A 17,101-nucleotide genomic window follows, 5' to 3' on the forward strand; every position below is an offset into this window, starting at 1 on the left:
ATGGCTGAACTGACGCACACGGACGCCGTCTTCCGCCCGAAGCCGAGCCAGCCGCCTCCGCCGAACACGGTCGGAGCGATCGGCTGGCTGCGCAAGAACCTGTTCGGTGGGCCGTTCGACTCGCTCATGACGATTGTCGGCGCGAGCCTGATTGCCTACTTCGCCTATGCGCTGTTCCAGTACGGCGTGGTCAACGCCGTATGGGAGGCCGACTCCTATCGTGAGTGCCTGGATGCCACCAAGGGCGCCGGGGCCTGCTGGGCCGGTGTCGACAAGTGGATGAACAACTACCTCTACGGCCGATACCCTGATGCCGAGCAGTGGCGCGTCAATCTTGGTGGGCTGATCCTGGCGGTTTGGCTCGCACCATTCTGGTTTCCGAAGGTCACGCACAAGATCATGGTCGGCGTGTCGGCCGTCCTGACGTTCCCGTTCCTGGCAGCGCAGATGTTCCTGGGCGGTGATGCCATTTGGTTCATGCAGGGGATGGTCGCGGTCGCGCTTACCCTGTTCGCGGCGGTCTGGCTGCATGTCATCGCGTGCTACACCGGTTACAAGTCACTGGGCGATGCTCTCGTCCGGTTGACCGGTTTTGCCGATAAGGACGACCGCCTGCACAAGTACGTGTTCCTGGTGGCGTTCGGCGCGGTCTGGTTCGCAGCGTTGATCTTCCAGGCGAACTGGGACCTCAAGCCGGTTCAGACCACGAACTGGGGCGGTTTGTTCCTGACGCTGGTGATCTCAGGCATCGGGATTTCCACTGCGCTGCCAAGCGGCGTCATTCTGGCGCTCGGCCGGCGTTCAAAAATGCCGGTGATCAGGGTGTTCTGCACGGCGTTCATCGAACTGTTCCGTTCGGTGCCGCTGATCACCATCCTGTTCATGGCGGTCACGATGATGCCGCTGTTCCTGCCCGTAACGCTCAATCCGGACAAACTCGTGCTGGTGATCGTAGCGGTGTGCATCTTCGCCGCCGCCTACATGGCAGAGATTGTTCGTGGCGGATTGCAGGCGATCAACAACGGGCAGTACGAAGCGGCGCAGGCCATGGGCCTGAACTACTGGAAGATGATGACGCTGATCGTCATGCCGCAGGCACTCAAGCTCATGATTCCGAACATCGTGGGCAACTTCATCGGCCTGCTCAAGGATACGACGCTGGTCTCGATCATCGGCCTCTATGACATTCTGCTGATGGTTCGGGCATCCGGCCAGGATCCAAAGTGGCTGGGCATGCACACTGAGCCGATGCTGTTTGCGGCAGCGGTGTTCTTCGTAATCTGCTTCGTCATGTCGAAGTACAGCCAGCATCTCGAGCGCACGATCGGTGGCGGCTATGGCCGGCGATAAGCGCGCAGGTATCGAACATCAAAAGGGCATTGGAGACCGGTCATGAGCCTTGAGACTGTCGACTCCGAAGGACAACACATTGCCTCGGCGGTTTCCGATGAGGTGGTGATCAACCTGAGCCAGGTGAACAAGTGGTACGGCGACTTCCATGTCCTCAAGGACATTGATCTCACGGTCTACAAGGGCGAGCGGATTGTGATCTGCGGGCCGTCGGGATCGGGGAAGTCGACATTGATCCGCTGCATCAACCGTCTGGAGGAGCACCAGCGCGGCGACATTCAGGTCAACGGTGTGACGATGGACACCAACCTGAAGAACATCGACGCGATCCGCCGTGACGTCGGGATGGTGTTTCAGCAGTTCAATCTGTTTCCCCACCTGACAGTGCTGGAGAACTGCACCTTGGCACCGATCTGGGTCAAGAACATGGCCAAGTCGGAAGCTGAGAGCGTTGCCATGACCCTGCTGGAACGCGTGCAGATTCCCGAGCAGGCTGCCAAGTATCCGGGACAGCTTTCCGGCGGTCAGCAGCAACGCGTGGCGATCGCCCGGTCGTTGGCCATGAACCCGAACATCATGCTGTTCGATGAGCCGACCTCGGCGCTTGACCCGGAAATGATCTCCGAAGTGCTGGATGTCATGGTGGGGCTCGCCGAATCCGGCATGACGATGCTGGTCGTGACCCACGAAATGGGCTTCGCCAAGCGTGTAGCCGACCGGGTCATCTTCATGGATCAGGGCGAAATCGTCGAGCAGAACACACCCGGCGAGTTCTTCAACAACCCGAAGTCCGACCGCACCAAGCTGTTCTTGAGCCAGATCCTGGCGCACTGACGGGGCTTACGGTTGACCGCACCGCGGGGGCGGGGGGCGGTCCGGGAGAGGCGCGCAGGCTCAGGCCGGCGCGCCTCTCTCTCGTTCTGGAACCCAGTGGCAAGCGCCGCCATTGGCAGCGGCGCCCGCGGCTACGTCACCGGTCGAACGAGCGGGGTGACAGACGCCCCGGACGTTGGCTTGGCATCGCCGGTTGGAGCAGTCCGGTTGGGAAGCGGAAGACCGACGAGCCGTGGATCACCAAGCGTGACGGTATGCTGCCGGAATGGCCGGAAGCCGGCTTTCTGGTACGCTCCGAGCGCCCGCGGATGATCGAGGTTGCAGGTGCGGACCCACAACCGCTCGCACGGCCCGGTCGTCCAGGCGAGGTTGATGACAGCGTCAAGCAGGTAGCGGCCGTATCCCCGACCGATGAACTCCGGCAACAGCCCCAGATAGCTGAGTTCAACCGACTCGGCACCGTTGCGCCGGTCGACCTCACCGTAGCCGGCAGGTACGCCTGCGACGTGAAGGATGTAGATCCCCACCGCCGGATCGGTGATTACCGCCTGCAGGGCGGAATCGGATATCAGGCGTCGGGTGATCCAGGTCGACGACGCCCCGACGCGCTCGTAGAGCCAGCGATAGAACGGCACCGTCGGCGGATTCGCCCGGATCAGGGCGACCGGATGCCCGACAGGTGGATGCAGCGACGGCCGAGACGGACGTTCCAGCATCTCGAGGGACGTCACGGTGGTATCGACCACGCCCAATCCGATTGCCGGAGCATCGTCGAACCGCTTAGCGTGAACCACCACCGGCTCTTCGGTCCAGCCGATGGCTTCGTAGAACCCGCGAACGCCCTCATTGCTCCGACGGATCAACAGTTCGGCCTTGGGTACACCGCGTTGCTTCATCCAGGCTTCGGACTCGGCCATCGCCATCCGGCCCAGGCCTTTGCCACGCCGGTCCGGGTCGGCGGCGACGTAGTAGATCCAGCCGCGGTGCCCATCGTGCCCGACCATGACGCTGGCCACGATCGAACCGTCATCGTCGCCGACAATGACGTCGGCGTTGGTCACCGAGCGGGCGAACGCGATGTCCCGGTGCGGATCGTTCCACGCGACGGTCAGGCCGCAACGCCGCCACAGATCGACCACCGCGTCGACGTCGGCGTCTTGAATGGAGCGAAAGACGACAGCCACGGTGCTGCCCGGAGGCCCTACGCCGGCCCAGTATCGATCGGCGTATCGTCGCGCCCGCCCCAGTCGGACCAGGACCCGTCATAGACGGCCACGCCCGACTGACCCAGGCGATGCGCTGCGAGAGCAATCACGCAGGCCGTCACGCCGGAGCCGCATGAGGCGATCGTCGGCTTCGACAGGTCGAGCCCGGCGGTGTCAAAAGCGGCGCGCAAACTCTCGTTCGGCAGAACCGTCTTGCTGGACGGGTCGAGCAGGTTGGTGAACGGAAGCGATCGGGAGCCCGGAATGTGGCCGGATCGCATGCCCGCCCGTGGCTCGGGATCGACACCGGTGAACCGGCCGGCGGCCCGGGCGTCGACTACCTGCTCGGCGCGCGCAGCGACATTCTTCAAGACGTCGTCGCGGGAACGAACCAGTTCAGGACGGAAGGAAGCAATGAACGTGGCCGGTACAGGGCTGGCAACACCGCTTGCGAGCGGATGATCACCAGCCATCCACCCGGGCAGGCCGCCGTCGAGGACCGCAACGGAATCGTGGCCGAACAACCGGAACATCCACCATGTCCGGGCAGCGCTCTGCAGCCCGTAGACGTCGTAGACGACGACGGTATCGGCGTTGGAGATACCGAGTGCCGAGACCTTCTCGGCAAAACGCTCCGGCGACGGGATCATGTGCGGCAATGGGTCAACGGGATCGCAGACGTCGTCGATATCGAAGCGGACTGCGCCCGGAATGTGCCGCTCGGCGAACTCGGCGTCGGCGTCACGCGGAACCGTCGGCAGGTGATAGGTCCCGTCGAGGATCTTGACCTTCGGATCGTCGAGATGCGCCGCCAACCAAGCGGCAGACACCAAGCCGTCGCGCGCGGGATCGGTCATGCGGCGTCTCCATTGTCGAGCCAGACCGGCACCGGCAGGTCCTTGCTCTTCAGGAATGTGGGATTGAACAGCTTCGACTGGTAGCGGGTACCGCCGTCGCACAGAATGGTCACGATCGTATGTCCCGGGCCAAGCTTCTCCGCCAGCTTGATCGCCCCCATCACGTTGATGCCGGTGGACCCGCCCAGGCAGAGGCCTTCGTTCTTCAACAGATCGAAGATCACCGGCAGCATTTCCTCGTCGGTCACCTGCAGCGGCACGTCGACCGGCGCGCCGTCGAGGTTCTTGGTGACCCGGCCCTGGCCGATGCCTTCGGTGATCGAGTTGCCTTCGGATTTCAGTTCGCCGTTGGCGAAGTGGCTGTAAATGGCCGAGCCCATTGGATCGGCCACGCCGATGACGATGTCACGGTTGCGTTCCTTCAACGCCATGCTGGTGCCCGCGAGGGTGCCGCCGGTGCCGACGGAGCAGATGAAGGCGTCGACCTTGCCGTCGGTCTGCTCCCAGATCTCCGGACCGGTGGTGCGGTAGTGGCCGTCGCGGTTGGCGGTGTTGTCGAACTGGTTGGCCCAGATCGCGCCGTTCGGTTCGGTCTTGGCGAGTTCCTCGGCAGTGCGCTGGGAGACGTGGATGTAGTTGCCAGGGTCGCGGTACGGCAGGGCCGGGACCAGCCGCAGGTCGGCCCCGCACAGCCGCAGCATGTCCTTCTTTTCCTGGCTCTGCGTCTCCGGCATCACGATGACGGTACGATAGCCGCGGGCGTTGCCGACAAGTGCCAGCCCGATGCCCGTATTGCCGGCGGTGCCTTCGACGATGACACCGCCCGGCCGCAGCAACCCCTTCTCCTCGGCATCGGTGATGATGGCGAGGGCAGCGCGGTCCTTCACCGATCCACCCGGGTTCAGGAACTCAGCTTTGCCGAGGATCGTGCAACCGGTGCGTTCGGACGCCGCCAGCAGCTTGATCAGGGGGGTGTTGCCGACGGTGCCGACGAAGCCGTTACGTACGTGCATTTTCGGTCTCCAAGCCTCGCAAGGGGGCATCGTGCGCGGTGCGAGGGCAGGAGACTAACCGGGCCGGTGCCGGGGATAAAGCGCGGTGCCGGGAACGATGCCGTTCCTCCGGCGCGGTTGAAGTGACCGGCCTCAGCGCCGGTAGTCGGGCGGCGGAGCGCCGGCGGCGAGTTCGGCAAGCCGGGGCGACAGGATCCGATAGTAGGTCTTGTCGCTGCGCAACAGTGGACCCATCGCCTCGTAGAATGCCCGCGCCTTCTCGTTCCAGGGGTCGGCTGTCCAGTCCAACTGCCCTATGCCCTGTTCTACGCAGTGCCGGGCCAGTTCCGCCATCATCAGCCGGCCGATGCCGTTGGCGCGCGCCTTGCGGGTGACGAACAGGTCCTGGATGAAAATACTGGTCTGGCAATTCGCCACGGCAAAACTGTGCGAGAATGCCAGGAAACCACGCGGCTGGCCGCGTTCGAGCGCCATCAGGATACGGATGGATGGCGGATCGGTGAACGCCTTTTCGGCGATCACATGGGCCATGTAGGAGCGCTGGTAGCGAACCGGCAGGCCGTAGAAGGCGAGGAGTTCCTGGGACAGCAGCGCCAGCGCTTCGGCATCGGCGGGCGTCGCGTAGCGGATCTCGACCGCGGGCGCCACGGCCGCGGCAGCGTGGTCCTGGACCGCCATGTGCTAGTAACCCGCCCCAACCCGCAAGATCATGAGGTCGACCATGGCTGTGCGCAGTGAAAGTGTCAACTTTACCGGGGCCTTGGGCGATTCGCTCGCCGCCCGGATCGACCGGCCGATCGGGCCGACACGCGGATTCGCGCTGTTCGCCCATTGTTTCACCTGCTCGAAGGATCTGGCCGCGGCGCGTCGTATCTCCGACGGACTGGCCGAACGTGGTATCGCAGTCCTGCGATTCGACTTCACCGGGCTCGGTCACAGTGACGGCGAGTTCGCCAACACGACCTTTGCGTCGAACATCGAGGACCTGGTGGCGGCTGCCGACTGGATGCGCGCCGAGTTGGAGGCACCGACCATCCTGATCGGCCACTCGCTCGGTGGCGCGGCCGTGCTGGCGGCGGCGGAACGGATCCCCGAGGCCAAGGGCGTTGCCACGATCGGAGCGCCGGCTGATCCGGGCCATGTGGTGCATAATTTCGGTGATCGGGTTGCCGAGATCGAGCGCGACGGCGAAGCCGAGGTCGTGCTGGGCGGTCGTCCGTTCCGGGTGCGCAAGGCGTTCCTGGACGCACTGAAGGACCATGGTCTGGAGGCTACGATCGGCCGTCTGCGGCGTGACCTGCTGATCTTCCATGCGCCGCTGGACCAGACGGTGGGGATCGACAACGCGGGCAAGCTGTTCGCGGCCGCCCGACACCCCAAGAGTTTCGTGTCGCTTGACCAGGCCGATCATCTGCTGACCCGGACAGCCGACGCCGCCTATGTGGCGGCCGTGCTGTCCGGCTGGGCGGAACGCTTCCTGCCGACGGCGCGACCCGCTTCGATAGCGGTATCCGAGGGTGAGGTGGCCGTGATTGATGCCGCGGAAGGCGTGTTCCCCCAGTGGGTGGCGGCTGGGTCCCACCGGTTGCGTGCCGACGAGCCGGCATCGGTAGGCGGCGGCGACAGCGGTCCGGCGCCGTACGACTTCCTGCTGGCAGCGCTCGGCGCCTGCACCAACATGACCTTGAAGATGTACGCGAAGCGCAAGGGCTGGCGGATCGAGCAATTGGAGACCCGGCTGCGGCACGACCGGGTGCACGCGGAAGACTGTGCCGATTGTGAAACCAAGGAGGGCATGGTCGACCGTATCGACCGGCGCATCATTATCGAAGGGCCGCTTGACGCCGATCAGCGGGCGCGGCTCGCCGAAATTGCCGACAAGTGCCCGGTGCACCGCACTTTGCACAACGAGATCACGGTGGTGACCGAAATCACCGGAGGAGGTTGAGACAGTGCTGACCCTGCACCTGCTGCGCCACGCCAAATCGAGCTGGGATGACCTCGGCATCCGAGACCATGACCGGCCGCTGACCGCTCGCGGCGAACGGGCAGCAGTCGCCATGGCCGCGTACCTGCGGCAGGAAGGAATCGCTCCCGACCTGGTCCTGTGCTCGACCGCACGGCGGACGGTGGACACGCTTGCCGCGCTTCGGTCCGTGCTGTCGAAGAGCGCGCGCACGAAGATCACCAGGGATCTATACGAGGTCGGATCGGAGGCATTGTTGGATCGGCTGAGAGGTGTCTCGGACGACGTCGATGTCCTGATGGTGGTGGGGCACAATCCCGGGCTTGAAGACTTGGCGAGCCGTTTGGCCGGTGATGGCAGCGATTCCGGTGCCCGCAAAGCGCTCAATCGGAAGTTTCCCACCGGTGCGGTCGCGACTCTGGAGGCCGATGGTTCCTGGGGGTCTCTTGACTGGGGCGGTGCCAGACTCACCCGGTTCGTTACCCCCAAGGAGTTGGTGTAGGGTGCCGCGCTCGGTTCCATGTCATCTGAAGGAAGAGAGCGATGACCGACTGGCTGGAGCGGGTCTATTCCGCCGGCAACGACACCGCAAAACTCGCTGAAGTCTACGACACCTGGGCAGCGGAGTACGATGGCAGCGTCGGAGGATTGGGGTACACCAATCCCTCGGTGGTCTCAGCGCTGTTCGCGCGTCTGATGCCCGACACCGCCGCACCCGTACTGGATGCAGGCTGCGGGACTGGGCTGATCGGCTGGATGCTGAGCGTCGTCGGGTACGAGAACATCTCGGGAATTGATCTGTCTGCCGGAATGTTGCGGCAAGCTGAGAGCCGAGGATGCTACCGGACGCTGGCACCTGCGGTTCTTGGTCAACCGCTGGCGTTGCCGGATGCCGCGTTTGCCGGTGTCGTGGCGTCGGGCGTATTCACCGTGGGTCATGCACCGGCGTCCGCATTCAACGAGATTGCACGGGTGCTGCAGCCGGGCGGCGTGTTCGTGGTCTCGATCACCGACCCGGTCTACGAGTCGGGCGGGTTTCGGAATGCGATCGACGCGTTGGTGAAAGTCGGCGAATGGGAGCGGGCGGCGGTCAGCGGTCCGTATACTCCGCTGCCGGGCGCCGACGACGGCCACCGTCATCCCGGCCGAGTGTATGCGATGCGCCGACTGTAGGCCAAAATGCGAACGGCCCACCTCCGGCGAGGCGAGCCGTTTCGAGAATGGCTCCCGGGGAGGGATTCGAACCCCCGACCAAGCGGTTAACAGCCGCTCGCTCTACCACTGAGCTACCCGGGACCAGTAAGGCGGCCTCTATAGCGCTGCCGATGGGCGTCGCGCAACCGCGAATGTCACTTTGCGGTCACGCAGATTGCGCTCGCTGGAGGCCCCGACCGGAATCGAACCGATGTACAAGGATTTGCAGTCCTCTGCATAACCACTCTGCCACGGGGCCGCCGCCGAGCGAGCCGACCTATTAGCGAACCGGGGGGCGAGGGGCAAGCGCCGATGCGGATCGCGTTCTCACGGGCCGCCACGAAAGCTGCTATACGGGTTGAGTCTATACCGCCAGTTGGCGGTGGATGAAGCGAGAAATTACCGAGCCGCTAATTGTGCCCGGCGGCTGCAATGCCTATAAATCCGGTGCTGGCCGGATCGGCTTGACCCGGGTTTGCTGCCGAGGAATGCGATGGACTATGCCCTTGCCCGCCTTAACATGGTGGAGAGCCAGATCCGGACCAACAAGGTTACGGACGCTGGGCTGATCGATGCTTTCGAGAGCGTCCCGCGCGAACAGTTCGTGCCCAAGGCCAAGCGCGGCATCGCCTATATCGACGAAGCGCTGGAGATCGGTCCCGGCCGTTATATGCTTGAGCCGATGGTGCTCGCCCGCCTCCTGCAGGCGGCGCTACCGGGCCCTGAGGATGTGGCGCTCGACGTCGCGTGCGGCAGCGGGTACGCGACGGCGCTCCTGTCGCGGATGGTCTCGACGGTTGTCGGAATTGACGACATTGCCGAGTTGATCGAACTGGGCAACGGCATTTTGTCGGGTTTGGAGATAGACAACGCAGCCCTGGTCGCTGGAGATTTGTCGACCGGCTATCGCAAGCAGGCACCGTACAACGTCATTCTGGTTGAAGGAGCCGTGGAGGTGCTGCCCTCCCAGCTGTTTGATCAACTCGCCGAGGGCGGTCGGCTGGTGGCGATAGAAGGTGGAACCGCAGTCGGTCCCGGCGTCGCCGTGCTCTACGAGAAGCGCGACGGCCATGTCGGCCGGCGGATACTGTTCGATGCGGGTACCCCGGCGCTTCCCGGGTTTCGCCGTGAACCGGGGTTTGTATTTTGACGATCCGTACAGTCGATTGTCGCTGAGTCCATTATCAAAGGTCTTCCAGCCATGCCGATCAAACGTTGCCGATCCGTCATCGTCGCTGCGCTAACTGCCGGGTGGTTGTGCGGAACAGTGCTTGTCCCAGCGCAGGCGATGACCCTCGAAGAGGCATTGGCGCTGACCTACAGCACAAATCCGACGCTGCTCGCCGCCCGGGCCCAGCTGCGGGCAAGCGATGAGAATGTGTCTCAGGCAATGGCGGGATGGCGGCCGACGGTAACGTCATCCTTCAGCGCGGGGGTTTCCGACACTGAGGGCAAGACCAGCGGCGTGAAGACGACGGATGCGACGAAATTTCCGCGCACCGGTCGGGTATCCGTTACTCAGCCGATCTACACGGGCGGTTCGATCAGCGCGACCATTGCTGGATCGGAGGCTGATGTTCAGGCGCAGCGGGCGTCGATGTTCAACAGCGAGCAGACCGTGCTTCTCCAGGGCGTGGTTGCGTACGTCAACGTGCTTCGTGAGGAAGCCACCCTGGAACTTCAGCTCAACAACCTGACCCGCCTGCAGAAGCAACTGGAAGCGACCCGAGACCGTTTTCGCGTGGGCGAGGTGACGCGAACCGATGTGGCACAGGCCGAAGCGCGGGTGTCGCGCGCGCGCGCCGACCGAACCCAGGCTGAGGGCAACCTGGTCACGGCGCGGGTGACGTTTGAGCGGGTTGTCGGACAGGTGCCCGACGGCGTGACGCGGCCTGGCGAGCCGGGCGGGCTGCCGGTCAACCGCTCCGAAGCGGTGGACATCGCGCTGCGGGACAACTTCACGTTGGTTCAGGCCAAGTTCACCGAGCTGTCGGCCCGCCATGCGATCGACGAATCGGAATCGGCCTTGTATCCGAAGGTCAGCCTGGTTGGACAGGCGCAGCGAACCTACGACACCTCCGGTGGCGACAACGAAGGCACGTCGCTGTCTGCCGAACTGCAGTTGACCATCCCGATCTATCAGAAGGGCTCCGAGTATTCGGTGATTCGCCAATCCAAGGAGTCGGCGAACCGGTCACGTTTGCTGGTCGACAGCACCCGGCGGGAGGTGGTCGATTCGGCGGCAAGTGCGTTTGAATCCTACCAGACCGCCCTGGCGCGAATCGATTCGCTGCTCGCCGAGGTGAAGTCGTCAGAGATCGCCCTTGACGGTGTCCAGCAGGAAGCAACCGTGGGCGCACGAACGGTTCTCGATGTCCTCGATGCCGAACAGGAACTGCTCGATGGTCAGGTGTCCCTGGTCCAGGCCCAACGCGATGCAATCGTTGCCAGTTATCAGCTTTTGCAAGCGATGGGGCGCTTGACCGCCCAGGACCTCGGACTGCCGGTCGAAATCTACGACTACGACTCGCACTACCGGGAGGTTTCAGGCAAGCTCTGGGGCACCGAACCAACAGGGCGGATGCCGGGTAATTGACATACCGCGTGACTACTTGCTGGCCTGACAGGGACTTGTCCGGTAATCTTCAGATTCGAAATCGGCCGTTCCGGGCGAGTCGACGGGGCTTTCGAGCATGAGTGACACCGCGCAAGAACCATCCATGGAAGAGATCCTGGCGTCCATTCGCCGGATCATTTCAGAGGATGGTGACGAAGCGGAAGACGACGCCGCTGCGCCAGAGCCGGCGGCGGAGCCCGAGCCGGAACCAGAACCGGAGCCTGAACCCGATCCTGAACCTGAACCTGAACCGGAGGAAGAGCCGGAAGAGGAAGAGGAGGAGGAAGAAGAAGAGGAAGAGGAAGACGTTCTCGATCTGTCGGACATGGACGACGACGAGGACGATGAGGAAGAAGAAGACGCCGAGCCGCTGTTCGATGAGCAGCGCTATAAGATTCCCGAGCCCGATCCCGAGCCGGAGTACGAGCCGGAACCGGCAATGCCTCCCCCGGCCCGTGAACCGGCGCCTGCCCCGGCCTATGCGCCACCGCCTCCGCGACCAGCGCGCCCTGCTGCACCCGAAGGCTTGGTGTCGCCACCGCAGGCCCAGGAGACAGTCCATTCCTTCGCCGAGCTTCAGGCCAAGCTCAACGAGGACTATCAGGAACTGCCACTCGGCAACGGCGCGGTAACCCTGGAGCGTCTGACTCGCGAGTTGATGCGACCGATGCTGAAGGACTGGCTTGACCAGCACCTGCCGTCGATGGTGGAGCGCCTGGTCCGCGAGGAGATCGAGCGGCTGGTCATGCTCTCCCAGCGCCGCGACCGCTGGTAGGCGGCTTCACGATCCAACTGTAGCCTTTCTGGGCGTCATGCCCTAAACAACCGGGCCGTCGTCCGCGGTCGCGCGGGCGTGCGCGAGCTCCGGAAGTCGAGGACGTGGCGTCATGCTGGACAAGACCTATACCCCCGCCGAGGTCGAGGCGAAGCTGTACGATCGCTGGGAGAAGTCCGGCGCGTTCGCTTGCGACGTCGCCTCGAACGCAGCGCCATACACCATCATGATGCCGCCGCCGAACGTGACCGGCAGCCTGCACATGGGTCACGCCCTGACCTTCACGGTGCAGGATATCCTGACCCGCTACCATCGCATGACCGGCCGCGATGCCCTGTGGCAACCCGGTACCGACCATGCCGGCATTGCCACGCAGATGGTGGTGGAGCGCAACCTGGCGGCGGACGGCGTCGACCGGCGCGACCTGGGCCGTGATGCCTTCATCGAGAAGGTCTGGGAGTGGAAGGCAGAGTCCGGCGGCACCATCGTCAACCAGCTGCGTCGTCTCGGCGCCAGCCCGGATTGGGTGCGCGAACGCTTCACGATGGACGAGGGGCTGTCGGCTGCGGTGCGGCGGGTGTTCGTCCAGCTCTACAAGGAAGGCCTGATCTACCGCGACAAGCGGCTGGTCAATTGGGACCCGAAGTTCCAGACGGCGATCTCCGACCTGGAGGTTGAGGCCAAGGAGGTTGACGGCAACCTCTGGCATTTCCGCTACCCGATCGAGGGCAGCGAGGGTCGCTACATCGTCGTCGCCACAACCCGGCCCGAGACCATGTTGGGCGACACCGGCGTGGCGGTGCACCCGGATGACGAACGCTACAAGGACCTGGTCGGGCGGCACGCGATCCTTCCGCTGGTCGGCCGGCGAATCCCGATCGTCGCCGACGAGTATGCCGATCCGGAGCAGGGCTCGGGCGCGGTGAAGATGACACCGGCCCATGATTTCAACGACTTCGAAGTCGGGAAGCGCCGGAACCTGGAGATCATCAACATCTTCGACGCGCATGCCCACCTGAACGAGAACGTTCCCGATGCGTATCGAGGGCTGGAGCGGTTCGAGGCGCGCAAGCGCGTGATCGCCGATCTCGAGGCGCTCGAGCTGATCGAGAAGATCGAGCCGCACAAGCACACTGTGCCGCACGGCGACCGGTCGGGCGTGCCTGTCGAGCCGTGGTTGACCGACCAGTGGTACGCTGACGCCGCCACCCTGGCGAAGCCGGCGATCGAGGCGGTTGAGACCGGCAAGACGGTGTTTGTCCCGAAGAACTGGGAGAAGACCTATTTCGAATGGATGCGCAACATCCAGCCCTGGTGCATTTCGCGCCAGCTGTGGTGGGGGCATCAGATTCCGGCCTGGTACGGCCCCGACGGTACCGTGTTCGTCGAGGAGACCGAGGAGGCCGCCGCCGCCGCTGCTGCCACTCATTACGGCAAGACGGTCGAGCTGACCCGCGAGCCAGACGTGCTCGACACCTGGTTCTCGTCTGCGCTGTGGCCGTTTTCGACACTCGGCTGGCCGGAAGAAACCCCGGAGCTTGCTCGCTACTATCCGGGCGACGTGCTGGTCACCGGTTTTGACATCATCTTCTTCTGGGTCGCCCGGATGATGATGATGGGGCTGCACTTCAAGAAGGAAGTGCCGTTCCGCACGGTCTACATCCACGCCCTGGTCCGCGACGCCAAGGGCCAGAAGATGTCGAAGTCGAAGAACAACGTCATCGACCCCCTTGAACTGATCGACCGCTACGGGACCGATGCCCTGCGGTTCACGCTGACGGCGATGGCCGCCCAGGGCCGCGATATCAAGCTGGCCGAGGGCCGGGTCGAAGGCTACCGCAACTTCGTGACCAAGATCTGGAACGCCGCCCGGTTCTGCGAGATGAACGGCTGCGCGGTCGATCCGGCGTTCGATCCCGCGGCCTGCACCGCGACCGTCAACCGCTGGATCGTCGGCGAGGTCCGCAAGACCAGCGTGGCGGTCGCCGAGGCGATCGAGGCCTATAAGTTCAACGAGGCGGCGGGTGCGCTGTACCAGTTTTTCTGGGGCTCGTTCTGCGACTGGTACCTGGAGTTCACCAAGCCGATCCTGCAGACCCCGGAAGGGGGCACGGAGCATCCGGACGCGGCCGAGACCCGTGCCGCCACCGCCTGGGCGCTGAACCGGGCGCTGCACCTGCTGCACCCGATCATGCCTTACGTGACCGAAGAGTTGTGGGCCAGCTTCGGCGAAGAAGCCGATACGATGCTGATCCGCCGGGGATGGCCGGCCCTGGCGGCCGAGTTGGTCGATCCGGCTGTCGAGTCCGAGATGAGCTGGCTGATCCGCCTGATCTCTGAGGTCCGGTCGATTCGAAGCGAGATGAATGTACCGCCGGCCGCCCAGATCCCGCTGATCCTGACGGGAGCGGGGCCGGCGACCGAGGCTCGGGTCGAGCGCTACCGGGAGCTGATCCTGCGCCTCGCGCGGCTGTCCGAGGTTCGGTTGGGCTCAGACGTTCCGACCGGTGCGGTTCAAGGCGTCCTCGACGAGGCGACCCTGGTGCTGCCGATCGCCGACGTGATCGACGTTGCACAGGAACGCGCCCGGCTGACCAAGGAAGTCGGCAAGGTCGATGGCGAAATCGCCAAGATCGACAAGAAGCTGTCGAACGAAGCGTTCATCGCCAAGGCGCCGGAAGAGGTGATCGAGGAGAACCGGGAGCGCCGGGCAGACGAGGTCGAGCGCCGTGACCGACTGTCGGCTGCCCTGAAGCGGCTGGAGGCGGTCGCAGGCTGACCGCCTCCAGCCGGCTAGGAACGGGCGGCGATTGCCGCGGCAGCGCTGCCCATGGCGACAGCACCGACCCGGTTGGCGGTCCGCCGCCGTGCCGGATCGGTGATGAACCGGCGCAGCCGGTGGGCCAGCCCAAGATAGAAGAAGTCGATGCCGGCCAGAACCACCAGCATCGTACCAATCAGTTGCGCCCAGGCACTCCACGAAACGTTTGCCAGATCGACGATCGCCGGAAGCAGGGCGAGATAGAACATCATGATTTTCGGGTTGCCCAGGGTAACCGCCAGTCCGGCCGCGAACATCCGCCACGGCCTGTCGCCGGAAGTCACGGGCAGGGAAGGCGCCTCCGTCGGAGCGGTCCACATCTTCCAGGCAAGGTAGCCCAGATAGGCGACACCGGCGTATTTCACGACGACGAACAGCCCGTGCAGCGTCTCGGCGATCAGCGCCAGCCCGAAGACGGCGAAAGACAGCCACACCGCTTCGCCGACCCACATGGCAGCGAGGAATGGCAGAACCGATCGCGCGCCCCGCGCCAGAACCTGCGCCATCAAAGCGGCAATGCTGGGGCCCGGCGAGCCGGCAGCCAGGATCAGGGCGCCAGCAAACACCAGCAGGACGGACAATTCCATCGTACGCTCCACATATCGGGTCGCTCGATCGACGGCCCACACCATGCCGCTCCCGCCGGCCTGCGAAAACCAAAATATGATCAGTAGAACGGTCACGGCTCAGCGTTGCGTCCACTGACCACGGGTGGCTAAACTCCTGCATGCGGATGTCTGAACGCCGCAAGGCACACGGCAAACGACCCGGGCCCGCACCGTCCGCCGGACCCGGCCTCCTCGACGCCCGTGCGACACTGGTCGCCCTGGCTCTTATCCTCCTGCTCGGCCTGGCGGCGTTCCCGCTGCTCAAGGATGGCCGGGTTCTCGACAACCTCGGCGCCGGCCTGCGCTATTGGGCGGGCGCGAACCGATAGGTCCACCATGGCCCGCATTGCGATCGGCGGCTTTCAGCACGAGACCAACACCTTTGCCCCGACCAAGGCGGAGTACGAAGCGTTCACCCGGGGTGGTGGCTGGCCGGCACTGGTGAGCGGCGAAGCGATGTTCGAGGCGGTAGCTGGCATCAACATCTCGGTTGCCGGCTTCATCGAGGGTGCGCGAGCATCCGGGCACGATCTGGTGCCGACCACCTGGGCGGCGGCCTCGCCGTCGGCCGAGGTTACCGACGACGCCTTCGAGCGGATCAGCGGATTGATCGTGGAGGGCCTGCGGGCGGCCCTGGCGGCCGGAAAGCTCGATGCGGTCTATCTCTGCCTGCACGGGGCGATGGTCACCGAGAGCCACGAGGACGGCGAGGGCGAGTTGCTGCGCCGGGTCCGCGCGGTCGTCGGGCCGGATCTGCCGGTGGTGGCGTCGCTGGACCTGCACGGCAACATCACGCGCGCCTGCTTCGACGCTGCGACCGCGATGGTGGCGTACAAGACCTATCCACACATCGACATGGCCGATACCGGTCGCCGTACCGCGGCAATACTTGATAAGATTTTAGTTGAAGGAGTGCCATTCAAAGCATTCCGACAATTGGATTTTCTTATCCCGTTGTCCTGGCAATGCACGATGGCGGAACCGTCAGGGCCGATTTACCAGCGAATGGCTGCGCTGGAAACCGGCGGGGTGTGGACGGCATCCTATCTGCCCGGATTCCCGGCCGCCGACATCGCCGATTGCGGTCCGACGATCCTGGCCTACGGCACGACCCAGGCGGATGCCGATCGGGCGGCGGACGCCGTTGCCGCCGATGTCGCCGGGCACGAGGCGGCGTTCGCCGGCAAGATCTACGATCCAGACGAAGCCGTGGCCGAGGCGCGCCGTCTGTCGGCGGGAGCTTCGAAGCCGGTTGTGATCGCCGACACCCAGGACAATCCGGGCGCCGGTGGAAACAGCGACACCACCGGCATGCTGCGCGCCCTGGTATCCTCGGGTGTCGACCGGGCGGCCATCGGCCTGATCATCGACCCGGAAGCCGCCAAGGCGGCGCACGCGGCGGGGGTGGGGGCGACGATCACGGTGGCCCTTGGGGGGCATTCGAACATCCCCGGCGATTCGCCGTTCCAGGGCAGCTTCGTGGTCGAGGCCCTGCACGACGGCAACACCACCGGGACCGGGCCGTTCTACAGGAATGCCCGCATGGCCCTGGGACCGTCCGCTGCCCTGCGGATCGGCGGGGTGCGGATCGCGGTGGCGTCGCGCAAGGTGCAGATGGCGGATCAGGCGCTGTACCGGTTCGTCGGGATCGAGCCGACCGAGCAGGCGATACTGGTCAACAAGTCATCCGTTCACTTCCGTGCCGACTTCACGCCGATAGCCTACGCGATCCTGGTCGCGGCCGCCCCGGGCCCGATGATTGCCGATCCGGCGCAACTGCCGTGGAGCCGCTTGCGGCCCGGTGTCCGCCTGTCGCCGAATGGTCCGGTCTGGAAAGGTCGGGCCGGCGCGCTGTAGCGGA

Annotated in this window: 16 protein-coding genes and 2 tRNA genes; 11 read left to right on the plus strand and 7 right to left on the minus strand. The window is 64.6% G+C overall.

Features of this window, described 5'->3' with window-relative positions:
• The gene (locus RIC54_RS26575; RefSeq protein ID WP_350094442.1) at nucleotides 1–1,350 is read left to right on the plus strand and encodes an amino acid ABC transporter permease; all 1,350 of its coding nucleotides are present in this window, start codon (nucleotides 1–3) and stop codon (nucleotides 1,348–1,350) included.
• Between the two features lie 42 nt (nucleotides 1,351–1,392).
• Nucleotides 1,393–2,184, plus strand: coding sequence for an amino acid ABC transporter ATP-binding protein (locus RIC54_RS26580; protein WP_350094445.1), 792 nt, complete (start codon nucleotides 1,393–1,395; stop codon nucleotides 2,182–2,184).
• A 131-nt stretch (nucleotides 2,185–2,315) separates the two neighbouring features.
• Here the strand turns inward: RIC54_RS26580 and RIC54_RS26585 are convergent, their stop codons facing one another.
• The 4 genes from RIC54_RS26585 to RIC54_RS26600 all read right to left on the minus strand — a co-directional run bounded on the left by RIC54_RS26585 (nucleotide 2,316) and on the right by RIC54_RS26600 (nucleotide 5,937).
• The gene (locus RIC54_RS26585) at nucleotides 2,316–3,368 is read right to left on the minus strand and encodes a GNAT family acetyltransferase (RefSeq protein WP_350094448.1); all 1,053 of its coding nucleotides are present in this window, start codon (nucleotides 3,366–3,368) and stop codon (nucleotides 2,316–2,318) included.
• 17 nt (nucleotides 3,369–3,385) lie between these two features.
• Nucleotides 3,386–4,246 carry a 3-mercaptopyruvate sulfurtransferase gene (gene sseA, locus RIC54_RS26590; protein ID WP_350094451.1) on the minus strand — a complete coding sequence of 287 codons (861 nt, stop codon included), beginning with the start codon at nucleotides 4,244–4,246 and terminating at the stop codon, nucleotides 3,386–3,388.
• Entirely contained in the window at nucleotides 4,243–5,259 is a 1,017-nt protein-coding gene (locus RIC54_RS26595; RefSeq protein WP_350094454.1) for a cysteine synthase A, read from the minus strand. The genes sseA and RIC54_RS26595 overlap by 4 nt, the downstream gene beginning before the upstream one ends.
• Nucleotides 5,260–5,391: 132 nt before the next feature.
• Nucleotides 5,392–5,937 carry a GNAT family N-acetyltransferase gene (locus RIC54_RS26600; protein WP_350094457.1) on the minus strand — a complete coding sequence of 182 codons (546 nt, stop codon included), beginning with the start codon at nucleotides 5,935–5,937 and terminating at the stop codon, nucleotides 5,392–5,394.
• 43 nt (nucleotides 5,938–5,980) lie between these two features.
• Between RIC54_RS26600 and RIC54_RS26605 the strand changes: the two genes are divergently transcribed.
• The 3 genes from RIC54_RS26605 to RIC54_RS26615 are packed head-to-tail and all read left to right on the plus strand — an operon-like array spanning nucleotide 5,981 to nucleotide 8,398.
• A complete protein-coding gene (locus tag RIC54_RS26605; RefSeq protein ID WP_350094460.1) occupies nucleotides 5,981–7,207 on the plus strand; it encodes a bifunctional alpha/beta hydrolase/OsmC family protein in 1,227 nt (408 codons plus the stop codon).
• A gap of 4 nt (nucleotides 7,208–7,211) precedes the next feature.
• The gene (locus RIC54_RS26610) at nucleotides 7,212–7,727 is read left to right on the plus strand and encodes a SixA phosphatase family protein (protein WP_350094463.1); all 516 of its coding nucleotides are present in this window, start codon (nucleotides 7,212–7,214) and stop codon (nucleotides 7,725–7,727) included.
• Nucleotides 7,728–7,768: 41 nt separating this feature from the next.
• Nucleotides 7,769–8,398 carry a class I SAM-dependent DNA methyltransferase gene (locus RIC54_RS26615; RefSeq protein ID WP_350094466.1) on the plus strand — a complete coding sequence of 210 codons (630 nt, stop codon included), beginning with the start codon at nucleotides 7,769–7,771 and terminating at the stop codon, nucleotides 8,396–8,398.
• A 48-nt stretch (nucleotides 8,399–8,446) separates the two neighbouring features.
• Here RIC54_RS26615 and RIC54_RS26620 read toward each other — a convergent pair.
• Both RIC54_RS26620 and RIC54_RS26625 read right to left on the minus strand, forming a co-directional pair.
• Nucleotides 8,447–8,521, minus strand: a tRNA-Asn gene (locus tag RIC54_RS26620).
• Between the two features lie 83 nt (nucleotides 8,522–8,604).
• Nucleotides 8,605–8,678, minus strand: a tRNA-Cys gene (locus RIC54_RS26625).
• A 234-nt stretch (nucleotides 8,679–8,912) separates the two neighbouring features.
• Between RIC54_RS26625 and RIC54_RS26630 the strand changes: the two genes are divergently transcribed.
• The 4 genes from RIC54_RS26630 to RIC54_RS26645 all read left to right on the plus strand — a co-directional run bounded on the left by RIC54_RS26630 (nucleotide 8,913) and on the right by RIC54_RS26645 (nucleotide 14,590).
• Entirely contained in the window at nucleotides 8,913–9,569 is a 657-nt protein-coding gene (locus RIC54_RS26630; RefSeq protein WP_350094469.1) for a protein-L-isoaspartate O-methyltransferase family protein, read from the plus strand.
• A gap of 138 nt (nucleotides 9,570–9,707) precedes the next feature.
• Nucleotides 9,708–11,015: a TolC family outer membrane protein gene (locus tag RIC54_RS26635; protein ID WP_350094472.1), complete on the plus strand. Its 1,308-nt coding sequence runs from the start codon at nucleotides 9,708–9,710 to the stop codon at nucleotides 11,013–11,015.
• A gap of 97 nt (nucleotides 11,016–11,112) precedes the next feature.
• Nucleotides 11,113–11,811 (plus strand): DUF2497 domain-containing protein, encoded by a 699-nt coding sequence (locus RIC54_RS26640; RefSeq protein ID WP_350094475.1) that lies wholly within the window; start codon nucleotides 11,113–11,115, stop codon nucleotides 11,809–11,811.
• Between the two features lie 112 nt (nucleotides 11,812–11,923).
• Nucleotides 11,924–14,590, plus strand: coding sequence for a valine--tRNA ligase (locus RIC54_RS26645; RefSeq protein WP_350094477.1), 2,667 nt, complete (start codon nucleotides 11,924–11,926; stop codon nucleotides 14,588–14,590).
• 14 nt (nucleotides 14,591–14,604) lie between these two features.
• Here the strand turns inward: RIC54_RS26645 and RIC54_RS26650 are convergent, their stop codons facing one another.
• The gene (locus tag RIC54_RS26650) at nucleotides 14,605–15,219 is read right to left on the minus strand and encodes a LysE family translocator (RefSeq protein WP_350094480.1); all 615 of its coding nucleotides are present in this window, start codon (nucleotides 15,217–15,219) and stop codon (nucleotides 14,605–14,607) included.
• Between the two features lie 140 nt (nucleotides 15,220–15,359).
• Between RIC54_RS26650 and RIC54_RS26655 the strand changes: the two genes are divergently transcribed.
• Both RIC54_RS26655 and RIC54_RS26660 read left to right on the plus strand, forming a co-directional pair.
• Nucleotides 15,360–15,569 carry a hypothetical protein gene (locus RIC54_RS26655; RefSeq protein ID WP_350094483.1) on the plus strand — a complete coding sequence of 70 codons (210 nt, stop codon included), beginning with the start codon at nucleotides 15,360–15,362 and terminating at the stop codon, nucleotides 15,567–15,569.
• A gap of 7 nt (nucleotides 15,570–15,576) precedes the next feature.
• Complete coding sequence (locus tag RIC54_RS26660) at nucleotides 15,577–17,097, plus strand: M81 family metallopeptidase (protein ID WP_350094486.1); 1,521 nt, start codon at nucleotides 15,577–15,579, stop codon at nucleotides 17,095–17,097.
• Nucleotides 17,098–17,101 lie beyond the last annotated feature (4 nt).

The organism is Thalassobaculum sp. (genome assembly GCF_040219215.1).
Lineage (GTDB): Bacteria > Pseudomonadota > Alphaproteobacteria > Thalassobaculales > Thalassobaculaceae > Thalassobaculum_A.

Bases quoted from the DNA above. Each gene is read 5' to 3' on its own strand.
- RIC54_RS26575 (WP_350094442.1), top strand. From the start codon at position 1: ATGGCTGAACTGACGCACACGGACGCCGTCTTCCGCCCGAAGCCGAGC.
- RIC54_RS26595 (WP_350094454.1), bottom strand. From the start codon at position 5,259: ATGCACGTACGTAACGGCTTCGTCGGCACCGTCGGCAACACCCCCCTG.
- RIC54_RS26645 (WP_350094477.1), top strand. From the start codon at position 11,924: ATGCTGGACAAGACCTATACCCCCGCCGAGGTCGAGGCGAAGCTGTAC.
- RIC54_RS26600 (WP_350094457.1), bottom strand. From the start codon at position 5,937: ATGGCGGTCCAGGACCACGCTGCCGCGGCCGTGGCGCCCGCGGTCGAG.
- RIC54_RS26630 (WP_350094469.1), top strand. From the start codon at position 8,913: ATGGACTATGCCCTTGCCCGCCTTAACATGGTGGAGAGCCAGATCCGG.
- RIC54_RS26580 (WP_350094445.1), top strand. From the start codon at position 1,393: ATGAGCCTTGAGACTGTCGACTCCGAAGGACAACACATTGCCTCGGCG.
- RIC54_RS26605 (WP_350094460.1), top strand. From the start codon at position 5,981: ATGGCTGTGCGCAGTGAAAGTGTCAACTTTACCGGGGCCTTGGGCGAT.
- RIC54_RS26655 (WP_350094483.1), top strand. From the start codon at position 15,360: ATGCGGATGTCTGAACGCCGCAAGGCACACGGCAAACGACCCGGGCCC.
- RIC54_RS26650 (WP_350094480.1), bottom strand. From the start codon at position 15,219: ATGGAATTGTCCGTCCTGCTGGTGTTTGCTGGCGCCCTGATCCTGGCT.
- RIC54_RS26640 (WP_350094475.1), top strand. From the start codon at position 11,113: ATGAGTGACACCGCGCAAGAACCATCCATGGAAGAGATCCTGGCGTCC.
- sseA (WP_350094451.1), bottom strand. From the start codon at position 4,246: ATGACCGATCCCGCGCGCGACGGCTTGGTGTCTGCCGCTTGGTTGGCG.
- RIC54_RS26660 (WP_350094486.1), top strand. From the start codon at position 15,577: ATGGCCCGCATTGCGATCGGCGGCTTTCAGCACGAGACCAACACCTTT.
- RIC54_RS26615 (WP_350094466.1), top strand. From the start codon at position 7,769: ATGACCGACTGGCTGGAGCGGGTCTATTCCGCCGGCAACGACACCGCA.
- RIC54_RS26635 (WP_350094472.1), top strand. From the start codon at position 9,708: ATGACCCTCGAAGAGGCATTGGCGCTGACCTACAGCACAAATCCGACG.